Annotated in this window: 19 protein-coding genes; 6 read left to right on the top strand and 13 right to left on the bottom strand. The window is 37.8% G+C overall.

Going from position 1 to position 16,748, the window contains the following annotated elements:
* The first annotated feature begins 23 nt into the window (after nucleotides 1–23).
* Nucleotides 24–1,460, top strand: coding sequence for a membrane-bound lytic murein transglycosylase MltF (mltF, locus tag H4J38_RS14600; protein ID WP_182132801.1), 1,437 nt, complete (start codon nucleotides 24–26; stop codon nucleotides 1,458–1,460).
* Between the two features lie 398 nt (nucleotides 1,461–1,858).
* Here the strand turns inward: mltF and H4J38_RS14595 are convergent, their stop codons facing one another.
* Nucleotides 1,859–2,449, bottom strand: a complete 591-nt coding sequence (locus H4J38_RS14595; RefSeq protein ID WP_182132799.1) for a carboxymuconolactone decarboxylase family protein — start codon at nucleotides 2,447–2,449, stop codon at nucleotides 1,859–1,861.
* A 324-nt stretch (nucleotides 2,450–2,773) separates the two neighbouring features.
* On the opposite strand from H4J38_RS14595, the gene H4J38_RS14590 reads away from it, so the two are divergent.
* Both H4J38_RS14590 and H4J38_RS14585 read left to right on the top strand, forming a co-directional pair.
* A complete protein-coding gene (locus H4J38_RS14590) occupies nucleotides 2,774–3,250 on the top strand; it encodes a helix-turn-helix domain-containing protein (protein ID WP_220465569.1) in 477 nt (158 codons plus the stop codon).
* Between the two features lie 58 nt (nucleotides 3,251–3,308).
* Nucleotides 3,309–3,689, top strand: a complete 381-nt coding sequence (locus H4J38_RS14585; protein WP_182132797.1) for a hypothetical protein — start codon at nucleotides 3,309–3,311, stop codon at nucleotides 3,687–3,689.
* A gap of 61 nt (nucleotides 3,690–3,750) precedes the next feature.
* On the opposite strand, the gene tadA is transcribed toward H4J38_RS14585, so the two are convergent.
* From tadA to H4J38_RS14550, 7 genes are all read right to left on the bottom strand, one after another.
* Nucleotides 3,751–4,230: a tRNA adenosine(34) deaminase TadA gene (tadA, locus tag H4J38_RS14580; protein ID WP_404842623.1), complete on the bottom strand. Its 480-nt coding sequence runs from the start codon at nucleotides 4,228–4,230 to the stop codon at nucleotides 3,751–3,753.
* 123 nt (nucleotides 4,231–4,353) lie between these two features.
* Nucleotides 4,354–5,499 carry a radical SAM family heme chaperone HemW gene (gene hemW, locus H4J38_RS14575; protein ID WP_182132793.1) on the bottom strand — a complete coding sequence of 382 codons (1,146 nt, stop codon included), beginning with the start codon at nucleotides 5,497–5,499 and terminating at the stop codon, nucleotides 4,354–4,356.
* Between the two features lies 1 nt (nucleotide 5,500).
* On the bottom strand, nucleotides 5,501–6,100 hold the full coding sequence (locus H4J38_RS14570) for an XTP/dITP diphosphatase (RefSeq protein WP_182132791.1): 600 nt from the start codon (nucleotides 6,098–6,100) through the stop codon (nucleotides 5,501–5,503).
* A 468-nt stretch (nucleotides 6,101–6,568) separates the two neighbouring features.
* Complete coding sequence (locus H4J38_RS14565; RefSeq protein ID WP_182132789.1) at nucleotides 6,569–7,009, bottom strand: DUF4426 domain-containing protein; 441 nt, start codon at nucleotides 7,007–7,009, stop codon at nucleotides 6,569–6,571.
* A gap of 71 nt (nucleotides 7,010–7,080) precedes the next feature.
* Entirely contained in the window at nucleotides 7,081–7,629 is a 549-nt protein-coding gene (locus H4J38_RS14560; RefSeq protein WP_182132788.1) for a YggT family protein, read from the bottom strand.
* A gap of 104 nt (nucleotides 7,630–7,733) precedes the next feature.
* On the bottom strand, nucleotides 7,734–8,546 hold the full coding sequence (gene proC, locus H4J38_RS14555; protein WP_182132786.1) for a pyrroline-5-carboxylate reductase: 813 nt from the start codon (nucleotides 8,544–8,546) through the stop codon (nucleotides 7,734–7,736).
* A 171-nt stretch (nucleotides 8,547–8,717) separates the two neighbouring features.
* Nucleotides 8,718–9,392, bottom strand: coding sequence for a YggS family pyridoxal phosphate-dependent enzyme (locus H4J38_RS14550; protein WP_182132784.1), 675 nt, complete (start codon nucleotides 9,390–9,392; stop codon nucleotides 8,718–8,720).
* 69 nt (nucleotides 9,393–9,461) lie between these two features.
* Between H4J38_RS14550 and H4J38_RS14545 the strand changes: the two genes are divergently transcribed.
* From H4J38_RS14545 to H4J38_RS14535, 3 genes are all read left to right on the top strand, one after another.
* Nucleotides 9,462–10,505 (top strand): type IV pilus twitching motility protein PilT, encoded by a 1,044-nt coding sequence (locus H4J38_RS14545; protein WP_182132782.1) that lies wholly within the window; start codon nucleotides 9,462–9,464, stop codon nucleotides 10,503–10,505.
* 26 nt (nucleotides 10,506–10,531) lie between these two features.
* Nucleotides 10,532–11,659: a PilT/PilU family type 4a pilus ATPase gene (locus H4J38_RS14540; protein WP_182132780.1), complete on the top strand. Its 1,128-nt coding sequence runs from the start codon at nucleotides 10,532–10,534 to the stop codon at nucleotides 11,657–11,659.
* 225 nt (nucleotides 11,660–11,884) lie between these two features.
* Nucleotides 11,885–12,430, top strand: a complete 546-nt coding sequence (locus H4J38_RS14535; protein ID WP_182132778.1) for a DsrE family protein — start codon at nucleotides 11,885–11,887, stop codon at nucleotides 12,428–12,430.
* An 18-nt stretch (nucleotides 12,431–12,448) separates the two neighbouring features.
* On the opposite strand, the gene H4J38_RS14530 is transcribed toward H4J38_RS14535, so the two are convergent.
* From H4J38_RS14530 to rsmE, 5 genes are all read right to left on the bottom strand, one after another.
* A complete protein-coding gene (locus H4J38_RS14530; RefSeq protein ID WP_182132776.1) occupies nucleotides 12,449–13,381 on the bottom strand; it encodes an AEC family transporter in 933 nt (310 codons plus the stop codon).
* Nucleotides 13,382–13,474: 93 nt separating this feature from the next.
* Entirely contained in the window at nucleotides 13,475–13,912 is a 438-nt protein-coding gene (gene ruvX, locus H4J38_RS14525) for a Holliday junction resolvase RuvX (protein WP_182132774.1), read from the bottom strand.
* Nucleotides 13,912–14,466 carry a YqgE/AlgH family protein gene (locus H4J38_RS14520; protein WP_182132772.1) on the bottom strand — a complete coding sequence of 185 codons (555 nt, stop codon included), beginning with the start codon at nucleotides 14,464–14,466 and terminating at the stop codon, nucleotides 13,912–13,914. Before H4J38_RS14520 ends, ruvX begins: the two co-directional genes overlap by 1 nt.
* Nucleotides 14,467–14,541: 75 nt before the next feature.
* Nucleotides 14,542–15,495 carry a glutathione synthase gene (gene gshB / locus H4J38_RS14515; RefSeq protein ID WP_182132770.1) on the bottom strand — a complete coding sequence of 318 codons (954 nt, stop codon included), beginning with the start codon at nucleotides 15,493–15,495 and terminating at the stop codon, nucleotides 14,542–14,544.
* A 109-nt stretch (nucleotides 15,496–15,604) separates the two neighbouring features.
* On the bottom strand, nucleotides 15,605–16,351 hold the full coding sequence (gene rsmE / locus H4J38_RS14510; RefSeq protein ID WP_182132768.1) for a 16S rRNA (uracil(1498)-N(3))-methyltransferase: 747 nt from the start codon (nucleotides 16,349–16,351) through the stop codon (nucleotides 15,605–15,607).
* Nucleotides 16,352–16,748: the final 397 nt, after the last annotated feature.

Here is a 16,748-nt window from a genome sequence, read left to right as displayed (position 1 = left end):
CAATTCACGTGACAATGGGCGCTATGATAAAAACACACATAAAATTATTTGCTAATAAAGTTAGCCTAAATAAGCTGTTGGGCTTATTTTTACTGCCATGTATCTTCATGCTATCTGGTTGTGAAACGCAAGAAACGTCAGCAAATTTGCAACGTATTATTGATCGTGGCTATGTAACCGTTGGCACTCTTTATGGCAACACTAGCTATTATCTTGATGCGGAAGGACCTGCAGGGTTTGAATACGAACTTGCGCAAAAGTATGCCCAATACTTAGGCGTCGAATTAAAAATGATGCCAAGTTACAACTTAAGCGAATTATTTCAACAACTTGATAATGGCAGTGTCGATTTTTTGGCTGCTGGATTAGCGGTAACTGACGAACGTCGTAAAAACTATCACTTCTCACCAAGTTATGACGATGTTAGCCAAAAACTGGTATTTAAACAGGGTAATATTCGCCCACGTAAATTGGCAGATTTAACCGGCACGTTAGAGGTACTAGAGCAATCTAGCCATGTGGAAAGTTTAGCGCAATTAAAATTATCTAACCCTGAGCTTTCATGGACGACGACTAGCGAATTAGATAGCGAAGAGCTTTTGTTACGTGTGCTTTCGGATGAAATTGATTACACCATCGCAGACAGTAATACCTTAGCCGTTAGTCGCCGATATTATCCAGAAATTAGTATAGGGTTTACAATTCGCAAAGAAGAGTCTTTAGCTTGGATGATTAACAAACATAGTGATGATTCTATTTTTGCCAGTTTAATTGAATTTTTTGGTCAGGTGCATCATAACGGTGTTTTGTTAGCTTTAGATGATAAACATTATGGCCATATCGAAGAGTTTAATTATGTCGATACTCGCATGTTTATTAAAGCGATTGAAAACAAATTACCTGAATATCAGCCGCTATTTGAAAAATATGGTCAGGAAGTCGACTGGCGCTTATTAGCAGCGATAAGTTACCAAGAATCGCATTGGGAACCCCATGCTCGCTCTTATACCGGAGTGAGAGGCATGATGATGCTAACCTTGCCGACGGCAAAACAAATGGGTATAAAAAGTCGCTTAGATGCTGAACAAAGTATTCGGGGTGGCGCTAAGTATTTTAAGCAAATGATTGGACGTATGCCGGCGCGAGTGCCTTCGCCCGATCGACTTTGGTTTGCGCTTGCTTCTTATAATATTGGCTTAGGGCATTTAAATGATGCTCGAAAAATTACTAAACAACAAGGCGGAGACCCTGACCGTTGGGTAGAAGTAAAAGAACGCTTGCCGTTATTAAAACAGAAAAAATATTATAAAAAAACTCGTTATGGTTATGCGCGCGGAGATGAGCCGGTTAATTACGTAGAAAATATTCGTCGTTACTATGATACATTGACTTGGATGGATGATCAGGCCAAGCAAAATGCGATGAAAACTGAATTAGCGGCCAATGGCGAACAAGAATGAATGTTAAGGTGGTCTAGAAATATTATCTGCTATGTTATTAACTATCATAAATATTGGTGATACTAAGTGAAAATATTGTCAGGCTGAAAAGGGGATTTAGGCCATGTCTCTAAAGTATTCAGGCAATATTTAGCTGTACTTTAGACAAGCAAGATATGCCCTTGTACTCAACACATTAGTAATACGTAGTCCAAAGAGGTGGATATGAAAATAAAAAAACGATTAGTAAGTAATCAAAGAAAAAGAACATTACATCGTAACAAAGTCAGACTAGCTAACCGACGCCACACTCAGTTTGCATCAGAGCAGTTTCATAATGAAACATCATCACTGAATGCAAATAAAGAGTTAGAGAGTCGTTAGCTCGTCAATATAAATAATCACCATTAACCCAAATGTTAAAGGTGTTTACCACGAATCCAATCCGTTTCTTTTAAGAGTCTGTCCCCAGCGTTAATTGCACCATCTTCCATTGTGGTCCCCATAGAATCATTCCAACGGTTTAAATATCCGAACAAAGATATTACAGCTAAAATTTCCACAATTTCGCCATCATCCCAATATTTATGTAGTTGTTTAGCAATATTATCATCGACAGCATTAGGAATACTTGAGGCTGCTAGAGCAAATTCAAAAGCTACTTTCTCTGCTTCAGTGTATAAATTACTCTCGCGAAAGCTCCATATGTTTTCTAAACGTTCGTCGGTGCTACCGTAACGTTCAGCCGCTAAAATAGTATGAGCTTCACAATATCGACAACCTGTATTAGCACTAGTGATATAGCCGATTAAACGCTTTTGTTCGGCATTAACACGCCCGTCATTTGCCATTACTGCCATATTTAAATTAATAAATGCTTTAGCGATTGCTGGACGACGTTGCATGGTGAGTACACTATTGGGACAAAAGCCGAGAGTTTCATTGAAAAAGCGCGCAAGCTCGGCAACTTCTTCATTTTCGTCACTAGCAAGTGGTGCAACAAGTGGCATATTTTAATCTCCAATGATTAATTTATAGTATGGGAATTTACATAGAATAGATAAAAGCTAACACATCTCTGAGATATTGCAAATGCAACATTTGATTTTAACAGACTTCTTTTAATTGTTAAAAAAGGGGTAATTAAATTGTAGTGATTTGACTTGTTTCAATGAGAAGTGCGAGGTAAAGTAATTTTTTGATGAATTTTCATAATTTAAGGTGTAATTATTTCTACTTCAGCGAGAGAGCAAGTATTTAACCTAACTAGGTTAATCGAAGAACCATTAGACTTATCTAAGCACCTGCCATTTCGTGTGGCAGTGGTCAGTAATTTGTTGGCACTTAACCGTGATTTGAGTGTCCGTAGTTTATCTGATTTAGAGCCAAGAGAAATGCGTGTGCTACTTAATATTGGCTCATATATGCCAATAAAAGCCGCAGATATTGCTTATCAGTCTCGAATTGATTCTCCTAATGTCAGTCGAGCGGTGAAAGTGCTTTTAGCGAAAAAATTGATTGAAGCTGAGCCCGATCCCGCAAGTAAAAATATTAAATACCTAACTCTAACTACTTTAGGTTTAAGCTTGTACAAGCAACTTATTAACACGCTTGAACCCCGTGCGCAGGCACTTGAAAGTGTGTTGAATGATGATGAAAAAAAGAGTTTTTATGCGTGTTTAATAAAAATTGAAACAAAAGCGGAACAATTATTAGCGCAACAGGCACTATCATTTGTAAATCAAGGTGTTGAAATTCCTGCTGATCAAAAAGAGCTTTTACGTTGGTTTAAAAAAACACAGAGTATTTAAGCTTAATTCAAGGTAAGCAAAATGTTAGCAAATCTATTTTAGTGAGATATTTTACATTATGATTGAACACGGCACTTATTCAGTAGTACTTGAGAACAATTTGTTAAGCATTACTTTAGTAGGTACGTTTAATGACCTTGCAACGCGATCGGTTTGCCAGAAAATAAAAACTAAAGTTGAAAGCTTAAATGGTCAAGGTTTTGGTATATTGCTTGATTGTATTGAATATGAAGGTAGTACACGCGATGCGCATGAAATATCAAACCAGCACTTGTTGTGGCTAAACAAGCAAAACTGTATTGCTAGAGCCGTTATTTATAGTCAGACACTTTATGTTGATATGGTGAAAAATGAGCAACCCGCTTTGTTTGAATTGCAAAACCGTCGTGAATTTCATGACGTAAAATCAGCAAAATATTGGCTCGTGAGCCAGTTGTAATAAATAATATCTAAGCACAACCTTTCCAAGTCAATATATACATTTGCTTGTTATAACCCTATTACTGCACCCGATTGGTCTGCTTTCTGGCTTGTTTATCTGCTTTTTTTTCCGCTCTTCTACGTTTAAAAAAAGTTGACAACATTGTGCTGCACTCGTCGTCTAAGAGACCGGATTTTACAGTCACTTGATGATTATGCTTTTCATGATTTAATAATGAAAATGCACTACCTGCAGCGCCTGTTTTTAAATCTTCACTGGCAAATATTAAACGATTGATACGGCTGTGAACCAAAAGACCTGCACACATAGGACAAGGCTCAAGCGTAACGTATAGGGTGCAATCGAGCAGACGATAGTTTTGTAAGTTTTTACCTGCATCACGAATGGCCATCATTTCTGCATGCGCTGAAGGATCGTTATTCATGATCGATTGATTAAAACCTTCACCCACAATTTCACCATTACAAACAACTACAGCGCCAACAGGTATTTCATTATGGCTGTCGGCAACTTTTGCTAGTTCAATAGCGCGGCGCATAAACTTAATATCAAGTTCACAAAAGGCGTGTTCAGACAAAGCGTCTTCCGTAAAACCGTCGTCATTCGGTTTACTGATTATTTGATCATTAAGTTTATCTGCTAGAGTATTTTTAATCATAAGCTATAAAAACATTTCTAATAAATCGTTAAGGTAGCGGTGGCCAAGCTTACTGACTGACCAAAGTGTGCCATCAAATTCCATTAGATCTTTATCTTGAGCTTTTAACAAAGTAGGTAAAACACTGTCGATACTTAAACCAGTAAACGCTTGATATTCATCGAGCGAGAAACCAGAAAATAAACGCAAACGGTTCATCATGTATTCAAAGGGTAATTCTTCAGCCGTTACCGTATGCAGTTTATCAAGTGCTTTTCTGCTGGTATCTAAATATCCTTTTGGATGTTTTACTTTTACCGTACGGTGAATGGTTTGTTTATTAACATCAGTAATTTTACCGTGCGCACCACAACCAATACCGAGGTAGTCACCAAACTTCCAGTAGTTAAGGTTATGCTGGCATTGAAATTCAGGTTTAGCGTAGGCTGAAATTTCATATTGCTGATATCCGGCTTGGTTTAGTAAGGCAATACCTTGGTCTTGGATATTCCAAAGTACTTCATCTTGCGGTAATTTTGGTGGCCGAGAATGAAACGCTGTATTAGGTTCGATGGTTAATTGATACCAGGAAATATGGCTCGGATGTAAACTAATAGCGGTTTTTAAATCATCAAGTGCATGGGCGACTGTTTGTTCCGGCAAGCCATGCATTAAATCGAGATTGAAGCTTTTTACGCCACATTCACTGGCTAAATTTGCCGCTATTTTAGCTTGTTCGCTATCATGAATACGACCTAGCTTAATTAATTTATCAGAGGCAAAACTTTGCACTCCGATTGATAATCTTGAAACACCACCATTAAAAAAACCAATAAACTTTTCTGCTTCAACGGTGCCAGGATTAGCTTCTAAGGTAATTTCAATATCCGCTTTATGCTCAAAGCGTTGTAACACCTCAGTTAATAGCTGGTCGATAGCCGGAGCTGAAAATAAGCTTGGCGTACCGCCACCAATAAAAATTGAATGCAAGGGTCTTTTATCTAAACTAAAACGCTCCATGTCGCTGTCTAAATCAAGCAGTAACTGGGCAATGTAGTCTTGTTCAGGAATCGCATGCTTTAATGCGTGAGAGTTAAAGTCACAGTAAGGGCATTTTTCAACACACCAAGGTATGTGAATATATAACGAAAGTGGCGGCGCAATTAACATCTTAAGCTAATACTGATAAAAGCTGTGGGACAATTTTTTGCAGTGCTTGGCCGCGATGACTCAATTGGTTTTTTAAATCTCTTGGCAATTGTGCCGATGTCATTTGATGATCAGCTTGCCAAAACACTGGGTCGTAGCCAAAACCTTGCTCGCCTATTTTTTCTCTAGCGATAGTACCTTGCCACACGCCATGGCAAATTAGCGGAGTTGGATCATTTTCATGACGCATATAAACCAGCACACAATGAAAACGAGCAGTACGCTGCTTATTATCAACATTTTCTAGCGCACTTAAAAGCTTGTTGGTATTGTCATCATCGCTAGCGTTTTCACCAGCAAAGCGTGCAGAATAAACGCCGGGCGCGCCGTTTAATGCGTCAACTTCTAAACCAGAATCATCAGCAATAGCGGGTAGGCCAGTAATTTTTGCGGCATGACGCGCTTTTATAATCGCATTTTCAACAAAGGTGGTACCTGTTTCTGCAACATCACCAACATTGAATTCGCTTTGTGGCTTAATCTCAATATTATGTGCAGCCAACAAACTTGCTAATTCGTTAACTTTACCTTTATTACCTGTTGCTAATACGATAGTGGTCATGCAAACACCTTTTACTTTTTAAATTACGCGCTTAAATATTTAAGGTAAATAAGCCACTAACCAAGTCTCTATACAAATAAATAAGTGACTTGATAAATTAATTAAAACAATGGCGCGCATAATACCTTAATCTGCTGCAAAGAGGGAGCAACAAACACTGAATTTTGCAGTACGCAATAGTAATTATGCCGCTAAACTATTTATTTGCTCCTAAGGCAAGTAGCGTGGTTAATCTTAGCATATCAATAGTTATTAAAATTTCAATTTTCAGGCAATAAAAAACGGCAAATTAATTGCCGTTTATGTTCAGGACGAACAGTATGCCACGCTCACATGGATGTGAATAAGCGGCGATGTTCAGGAGATACGGTTTGCCACGCTCACATGGATTTAAATAAGTGGCGTTCTTTATCAATAAAATTTTACTGAGAACAGTATTATGTGTATCTCCACCTAATCAAGGTAATTCTAATCTACATAGAACTTTTGCGAGAACTTTAACTTATGCTGCCTGCCTTTATCAGTGATAGTAATATCGAAGTGTATGGTTTCTTCGTTGGTATAACTGACTTGTGCTAAATAATAAATAGCATCGCCTTCTTTTACTTCCATAAAATCTAAGGATTTAATTTGCCCAACATCGTTACGCGCTCTGCCATTAATATTTACCGTTTTTGACTTATGGTCAGCTTGTGTATTATCAAGCACTGAAATATTAATTAAACCTTTATAACGACTACGTTCAATACCGTAAGCTTTAGCAATTTCAGGTGTTAAAAAAGTGGAACCTAAAGCGATATAATGTACATTGATATCGTTCATTTTCTTCATGTTTTCAGCATTAACGAAACCGATAAATGACAGCGCTAAAAAACCTATTAACACGAGCTTATTGGTAATGTTTTTCATATTTTTGACCTTATAATTTATGTCGTTATTGTTAAGTATATACGACGATGCTCATTAGGATAAAATAACGGCTATAGCATCGCCCAATATGGCACCCAACCGCCAAGTAAAATATTAATCACATTCAATAACAAAAAGGCGATAAGCACTGATAAATCGAGTCCACCAATACTTGGTACTATGCGTCTAATCGGTGATAAAACTGGTGCTGTAAGTTGATTAAATATCATTTGAGTAGGGTTGTAACCTTGCACTACCCAGCTCATTATCGCCATTACAAGCATCATAATAAACAGCAATACACCGGTTTGCTTAATGAGGTAAATCAAGCCTAAATACAAAGCCGAAATAATATCAATTGGGCCGCCATTAATTAATGGGATTATAATAAAAGTTAAGCTAGCGAAAACGTAGGCTAAAACAACAGTCGCTAAATCAACACCACCAACACTCGGAATAATACGGCGTAATGGGATAACTAATGGATTACTTACTTTTACAATAAACTGACTTAGTGGATTGTAAAAATCAGCGCGAACAAGTTGTAACCATACTCGCAACACTAAAATCATAAGAAATGTGTCAAAGGCAAATTTAAGCAAGTAATTAATTGCTTCCATCTAAAACTCCAAAATTAAAACTAATAATATAAAAAATTAAAATAATCAGTGCGTTACTGACTTTTAAAATGCTTGATACTTCAAGTAAGTTGATAGTAATACTATTAACCATTTTTCGCCATTTCTTTAGCGCGATCTACAGCACAATTCATCGCATTGGATACTAGCTGTTCCAAACCACCATCAATAAAAGATTTAAGTGCTGCTTGAGTTGTACCGCCTTTAGAAGTTACGTTTTCCCGTAGTTTGCCAATGGGCAGTTTATTTTCAATCACCATTTTAGCTGCACCTAGTGCCGTTTGTTGCACTAGATCTCGACTATCTTGCTCACTAAAACCATATGCCATGGCTTGCTTTTGCATCGCTTCCATAAATAAGAAAAAATAGGCAGGGGCTGAGCCTGAAACGGCAATAATATGATCGATCTGCTCTTCAGAGGTGAGCCATTTAACAATGCCGACAGACTCCATAAGTGATGTGGTAAAGGCTTTTTCTTCAGTAGTCGTATGTTCGTTAGCAAAAAGCCCCGACACGCCAAAACCAAGTTGTGAAGGGGTGTTTGGCATGGTTCTGATCACCGTACAGGGTTTATTTAGCGCCTGTTCAATTTGTTGAATGGTGCATCCTGCTGCTACAGAGATAAAACATTTATCGCTAATATCGATACTTTCACCCAAGTTTTGGCAAACTTCTTCAATAAGGTAAGGCTTAACGCCAAGCACTATAACGTCAGCAAAAGTTGTCGCTTCAATATTACATTGTGTTTGTTTAATGTTGTGTGCTGCTTGCAGAGCCAAACGCTTTTCTGCTGAAGGGTTCGACACTATAATATGCTCAGGATTAAAGCCACCGTTTATAAGGCCAGAAATAATTGCGCCGTTCATGTTGCCTGCGCCGATAAAAGCTATTTTTTTCATAATTTTCCTATCAGTATTGTCATTCGATATTTAGTCGCAGCTCAAATATCAAATTTTTAAATAAATTGTAAGCTGGGGGCTATTGTTAGCTGTATGCTACTTATGTCTTAGTATTAATATACTACTTAATTTTGTCTGTACATTTACTTGGTTTCGAGCTCTAGGCTTTGTTTAACTTCTAGCACCAAATATTGCTGAACCAATGCGTACTAAGGTTGAGCCGGCATTAATTGCCAGTTGTAAATCGCCCGACATGCCCATGGATAATGTGTCCATGGTAGGGTAGTGCTTTTTAAGCTCAATGAACAGGGTTTGCATCTGTATAAAGCTGGCTTGAGAAGCATTTTTTTCTGGAATTGCCATCAAACCGCGTAAACATAAATTGTCACAAGTTTCGATAACAGCAAGTAGCGCAGGAAGGTCTTGGGGTAAAACCCCTGATTTACTTAATTCGCGACTAATATTCACTTGTAAACAAATGTTTAGCGGGGTATCTTGATCAGACCTATGCTCGTTAAGGCGTTTTGCAACTTTAATTCTATCTATGCTGTGTACCCACGAAAAATGGCTGGCAATTAACTTGGTTTTATTCGTTTGAATTGGGCCAATAAAATGCCACGTTATATCAGTTTTATTTTGCAAAGCGGTAATTTTATCCACTGCTTCTTGTACATAGCTTTCGCCAAAATTTCGTTGCCCAGCATCATAAGCTTGCTCGAGCATTTTAATAGGTTTAGTTTTACTAACTGCAAGCAAAGTAACTTCATCAGCGTTGCGATTAGCACGTTGACAAGCAGAAGAAATTTGCAGTTCTACAGCAGCAATATTATCTTTAATAGCAATCATATTGTTTATTTCAGTTCTCAATGACTTATTCAGTTGTTAGTTAATTATTAATTATACTCAGAGGTTTGTATGGATATTACCGAATTACTAGCATTTAGTGTGGAAAATAATGCTTCAGATTTACATCTATCAACGGGTACACCGCCGTCAATTCGCGTCGATGGTGACGTACGTAAACTAAATATACCAGCATTTGACGAAAAAGATGTTAACGCTTTGGTCTATGATATTATGAATGACCGCCAACGCAAAGAGTACGAAGAAAATTTAGAGGTCGATTTTTCTTTTGAAGTACCAAACCTAGCGCGTTTCAGGGTAAATGCATTTAATCAAAACCGTGGCCCTGCAGCCGTATTTCGTACCATTCCAAGTAAAATTTTATCATTAGACGATTTAGGTTGCCCTGATATTTTTAGAGATATATCTATGCTTCCTCGTGGGTTAGTTTTGGTTACTGGACCGACAGGCTCTGGTAAATCAACCACGCTAGCGGCTATGGTTGATCACATAAATAAAACCAAACATGATCACATTTTAACCATTGAAGATCCTATCGAATTTGTTCATCAAAATCATTCATGTTTGATTAACCAACGTGAAGTTCATCGCGACACTTTAAGTTTTAGCGCGGCATTACGCTCAGCATTACGTGAAGATCCCGATGTTATTTTGGTTGGTGAGATGCGTGATTTAGAAACCATACGATTAGCAATGACCGCCGCTGAAACTGGCCATTTAGTTTTTGGTACCTTGCATACAACCTCAGCGCCAAAAACCATTGACCGTATTATTGATGTATTCCCAGGTGAAGAGAAAGCCATGGTGCGCTCAATGCTTTCAGAATCATTACGTGCAGTAATTTCTCAAACACTGGTGAAAAAAGTAGGTGGAGGACGTGTTGCTGCACACGAAATTATGATGGGTGTACCGGCCATTCGTAACCTTATTCGTGAAGATAAAATTGCCCAAATGTATTCTGTTATTCAAACCGGTATGTCTCATGGTATGCAAACGATGGATCAATGTTTACAAAACCTTATCAGTCGCGGCATGATCACCAGACAAGATGCGATGGACAAAGCACAAGATAAAAACCAGTTTACCGGTTATTAGTATCGAAAAAAGCAAAGGGTAATTAAATGAATTTTCACGATTTATTACAAAAAATGGTGCAGCATGAAGCATCAGATATGTTTGTTACGGCTAAGTTGCCCGTAAGTGCAAAAATTAACGGTGAACTTGTCCCTATTGACGATAAAGTTTTATCGGCTGATGAATCTTTAGGCTTAGTACATAATTCTATGTCTGAAAAACAAAGGCTTGCGTTTGACGAAGAAAAAGAATGTAACTTCGCGATTTCGATTGACGGCATTGGTCGATTTCGTATTTCTGCTTTTTGGCAACGAGATATGGCTGGTATGGTTATTCGCCGTATTGTTACCGAAATACCCAATGTAGATGATCTTGGTTTACCCTCGGTATTAAAAGATGTGGTGATGTCAAAGCGTGGTTTGCTGCTCTTTGTTGGTGGCACGGGTACAGGTAAATCAACTTCAATGGCGTCGTTAATTGGCTATCGAAATAATAACTCTCGTGGTCATATTCTGACCATAGAAGACCCTGTCGAGTTTGTTCATGAGCACGGTAAATGTATGGTAACGCAACGAGAGGTAGGACTAGATACAGAAAGTTTTGACGCCGCACTAAAAAGCTCTTTACGCCAAGCCCCTGACGTTATACTGATTGGTGAAATTCGTAACCAAGAAACCATGGAGCATGCGCTGAGTTTTGCCGAAACAGGTCACTTATGTATTGCGACCCTGCATGCTAACAATGCCAACCAAGCTATTGACCGTATTATGCATTTAGTTCCAGCAGAGCAGCATGGTAAGTTACTGTTTGATCTTGCGTTAAATCTTCGCGGCATAGTTGCTCAACAATTAATACCTACGCGAGATGGAAATGGTCGTTTAGCCGCGATTGAAATTTTACTTAATTCGCCTTATGTAGGCGAGTTAATTAAAAAAGGCGATGTCGGAAGTATTAAAGAGGTAATGGAAAAATCTACTGATCAAGGTATGCAAACTTTCGATCAAGCATTATTTAATTTGTATCAACAAGGTCTTATTAATTACGCTGATGCATTGCATCATGCTGATTCAGCTAATGATTTACGCTTGATGATCAAATTGCGTAGTAATGATCAAGGTGGTACAGGCTCGTTGTCCGGTGTAACTATTGATGGTTTAGCGCCGAAAGAAGACTAAGGTCACTGAAGTCAGTAAATACTAAAAAGCATGCTTATATCGGCATGCTTTTTTGTTTTTAAGCAGTGACTTCTTTGTTCACTAACATTATATGACCATTATATGCCATCTCAGTAACTTATAAATATATTACTCTATTGGTTAAAATTAAACTTGAAGCAATTTCTTTATTACTAGTAAGCTTCAGCTCATAAAATTATTTACAGACAATAAAAGGACAATCCAATGTTATCAAGAATACGTTTTATCATGATCATCTTAGCTTTAATTACCGCTAATATGGCAACCGCGAGCGCTGATAAATTTATGTCAGGACCCGCTATCAAAAACTATGGTAAGCATGCCAAAGTACAGCAAGATTTTAATTTTGATAAAAACAGTACCTTTAAAGTCGCTTTTGACCTTGTCAAGCAAAGTGAAATTGGTGCTGTTAATACAAAAATTGAAAAGCTAGCGCGTTTTATCAATATGCATGTAGCGAATGGTGTGCCGGCAAAAAATATTAATTTAGCGCTAGTCGTTCACGGTAAAGCAGGGTTTGACTTACTAAAAGGGCAGTTGTACCAAGAAAAACATCAACAGAAAAATGCCAATACTGCACTGCTGCAAGATTTAATGAAAAACCAAGTAACGATTTATGTCTGTGGCCAATCTGCAGCGTACCACGGTATTAGCAATGAAATGTTAGAGCCTGGCGTTCAAATGGCATTATCTGCAATGACAGCTCATAGCGTTTTACAAAACCAAGGTTATACTCTGAACCCATTTTAGTGTAATAGACAAGCGGCTTTATAAGCTAAATACGCTCGACAAGCCCCATATCCATAGCGGAATAGAAATAATAGACATTAGGGTAGTAACAACCACTATTCCAGCTATGGTTTCTTGATGTTTACCATGTTGTTTTGCAATTAAATAAGCATTTACCCCAGTAGGGCTTGCGCTTAAAATAACTAAAGTCATGGTAGTGATAGCCGAAAACTGAAATATAAAGTGGCTAGTTAACAGGATAATACTTGGTAAAAGTAATAATTTTATTACGCTGGCAGTAACAATAAACTTAACTTCACTGCGTATTTTATAAAAGGCAAGCGAGGCGCCAAGTAAAAACAATGCCAATGTAATCGCTGGTTTACCTAACAATAACAAACTGTTGTTAATTACTATTGGCAACTTTATCGCCAGTAAATTAATGATAAAACCGCCCGTTATGGCAATTAATAATGGGTTGCTAAAGGTTTGCTTGATAAATATCCGCCATTTAAACTCTGCAATATTAACCGCTAATACACTGGTTATGCCAATTAACAGCGCGCTATGTAAACTGATGACAAGAAATATTGTTGGAAGCACTTGCTCGCCTAGCACCATTAAGGCAATAGGCATTCCAACAATAACATTATTTGAATAACCAGCGCCAAAGGCGTAAACAGCCGAGGCAGGAAGATCGTGCTTTAAATGTTTATGAAAATAATAGTTTATTGCCCAAGCTAAGGCATACACCAATAATAACGGCAAATAAAAGGCACTATAGATATTTAAATCTATTTTGCTCATATCGGCATTAGCTAGTTGTTGAAATAAAAAAGCTGGAATGGCGAGATTAAAGGTAAATTTAGTTAAGGTATCAACTTGGGCTTTGTTAAACCAACCACTTTTAGCCAGTAAAAAGCCGATAAAGCCTACAATAATCAATGGACTAATAAGGGTAAAAATATCCATTAAATACTCGTAATATTAGGTAAGGGCGTAAGCCAAGATAAACAAAACATTGGCATTACTAATAACTGAACGATTTTATCAAAATTTATACGCTTAATATTGATTTTCAAAGTAACTTTCTATAATTAATTTTGCCGATGCTGCATCGATATTATCTTTTTTAAGATTACGGTAACCACCCTCAGCGAACAAGGCTTCTTTAGCGGTAGCCGTTGTTAGACGTTCATCTTGAAATTCAACTTTGAGGCCAAAACGCCCAGATACACGGTTACCAAACTTTTTAGCGTCGTGTGTTAGCTGCTGCTCGCTGCCGTCCATATTTAGTGGTAAACCTACAACAATGAAGTCGGGTTGCCATTCGTTGATAAACTTAGTCATGCCATCCCAATCAGGAATGCCATCACGTGCTTTAACTGAGCCTAAAGGCGAAGCTGAGCCGGTTATTTCTTGACCCACAGCAACACCAATATATTTTTTGCCAAAATCAAAACCCAGTATTGTACGTTCGCCAACCGTTGCTTTACTCGCCATTATGCATGCCCAACTTCACTGGATAAATGCGCCATATCAATGCCCAACTTTTCAGTGGCTTTTTTCCATCTTTGTTCAATAGGGGTATTAAATATAATATCGCCGTCAGCAGGAGTTAGTAGCCAAGAGTTAGCTTTAATTTCTTCTTCTAATTGGCCGGGTCCCCAACCTGCATAACCAAGCGTGACCATAAATTTTTTCGGTGCTTGTGTTGTACCAAGTGCCATTAAAATATCTTTTGAGGTGGTGATCATCACGTCATCAGTTAACGCCAAAGAGCTATTCCAACCAGTTTGCGTACTGTGTAAAACAAAACCGCGGTCTTGTGATACTGGGCCGCCGGTTAATACTTGTTGGTCTAACTCAGGTGCTTCAGTTTTATCTTCATCAATTTGGGTTAATAATTCGTTTAAGGTGATGTTGATAGGAAGATTTATGATCAAACCCATCGCCCCTTCCGCGTTATGCTCGCAGATATAAGTCACCGTTTTATTAAAATAGGAGTCGTCTAAATTGGGCATAGCAATCAAAAGTTGATTTTCAAAACTATTCATAAATATACCTTAATAATCAAGAAGAAATACGCTAAAGGTAATTTGCCTTTAGCATCTAATACTAAAAGGATTAAATTAGCGTTTTTTAATGTTTTGCTCGATAGCATCCATTAATTTACCGCTAATATTTATCGGGTATGCTGCTTCAATTTCGCGAATACAAGTTGGGCTAGTAACATTAATTTCAGTGACTTTGTCACCAATAACATCTAAACCAACAAAAAATAAGCCGCGTTTTTTCAATTCTGGAGCAATAGTTTCAGCAATAAGTTTATCACTAGCACTTAATGGCCGTGCTACACCACGACCACCTGCGGCTAAATTACCTCGGGTTTCTCCTTGTGCAGGAATGCGGGCTAAACAGTAAGGCATTGGTTCACCATTCACGATTAATATACGTTTATCACCGTCAACGATTTCTGGAAGGTACTCTTGAACCATAGCATATTGTGTCGAATGCGCAGTTAATGTTTCTAGAATTACGCCAACATTAGGATCATTTTCACCGATACGGAAAATTGATGAGCCGCCCATTCCGTCCAGAGGTTTGATGATAATGTCTTTGTTTTCTTTATGAAACTCTCGAATTTTTTGGTTATTACGTGTCACCAATGTTTTCGGGGTTAATTCTGGAAACCAAGCGGTAAATAATTTTTCGTTACAATCGCGCAAACTTTGCGGCTTATTAACAATTAAGGTACCGGCAACTTCAGCACGTTCTAACATGTAAGTGGCATAAATAAATTCAGTGTCAAACGGCGGATCTTTACGCATTAATACCGCATCTAAATCAGCAACGTTGATGTCTTCTCGTTCATCTAACTCATACCAATGTTCTGTGTCGTCAAATACTCTAACTTTTGCTGCTGTTGCGCGACAAACACCTTGCTCTAAATAGAGATCTTGCATTTCCATGTAGTAAATTTCATAACCACGCGCTTGCGCTTCAAGCATCATCGCCATTGAAGAATCTTTTTTTACCTTGACCTCAGAAATAGGGTCCATAACAACGCCAATTTTTATGCTCATGTGTTTGTCCTAAATATTATATTTTGATAAATGCCATTGCATTGTTTACATGCGCCAAGCCGTTAAATTCTGCTAACCGTTATTGAGGGTGATTTAACTTAACGCTAAGTTAAGTTAAATCACCATAACGACACTGTAATGCTGTAATCGCGGTTAAGGCTGCAGTTTCTGTTCTTAATACCCTAGGCCCAAGTAATACGTCGTGAAAACCAGCCGTATTAGCACGAGCAATTTCATTGTTACTTAAACCGCCTTCTGGCCCGATCAATAATCGAACCCGTTGATTTTCAATCGGTAAACTCATAATCGAGTGTTGGGCTTTAGGGTGTAAATTTAGCTTTAATGCGGTACTTTCTTGCTGTAACCAATCATCTAAATAAATGGGCGCTGCAACAATAGGGACCGTACATCGGCCACTTTGCTCACAAGCACTGATGACTATTTTTTGCCATTGCTGATGTTTTTTCTCTAAACGCTCGCCACTGAGTTTTACATTACAACGTTCAGTAAAAATAGGTGTAATCGTATTAACACCTAGCTCTACTGATTTTTGCAGGGTAAAGTCCATGCGCTCGCCACGTGAAATACCTTGCGCTAAATGAATGTTGAGTGGTGATTCGTTTTCGATGAGATTTTTAGCAATAATTTCTACATCGGCATGTTTTTTATTTACATTACAAAGCTTTGCTTGATACTCGAAATACCCTTGTTGCTCTGCGATGCCATTAAATAGCGTAATGTCATCGCCGTCTTTAAGACGTAATACTCGCACAATATGTCCAAAAGCGTCTTCATTTAATGCTTGTGTTTGGCCAACTTCAAATGCTTGTGCTTGGTAAATACGAGGGTTACGCATAAAAGTTATCCATATTTAGTAATCTGCTATTCGTTTATTGAGTTTATATTAATTTGACTGATTAAGTGAGCTACTTTTTCATCAGTAAAAATGGATAAATACAAAGCATTAAATTTAATAAGTAGTTATTCTACATATAAATTTTATAACGCTATAGATTTTAATTTTAACCAGTAAAAATGAGCTGTTCATTAATCAAATTGGTATTACATTAACTGTCTGCGCTAAGGCTAATGTTGATGAAAGGCTAATGTTTTGTGCCAGATTATGTTATTGATTACAATTTCTAATATAGCCTGTAGATAAGGGCATTAAACAGTAAATTCAATTGTTGGTGAGAAAAAAGTTGGTATTATTTATCTTTGGCAGTATCCATAAACAAAAAAAAACCGCTCAA

This window comes from Colwellia sp. BRX10-3 (assembly GCF_014077505.1).
Taxonomy (GTDB): Bacteria; Pseudomonadota; Gammaproteobacteria; order Enterobacterales; family Alteromonadaceae; genus Cognaticolwellia.
The sequence above is the reverse complement of the archived record's forward strand: the minus strand, read 5'-3'. Positions and strand labels throughout refer to the sequence as shown.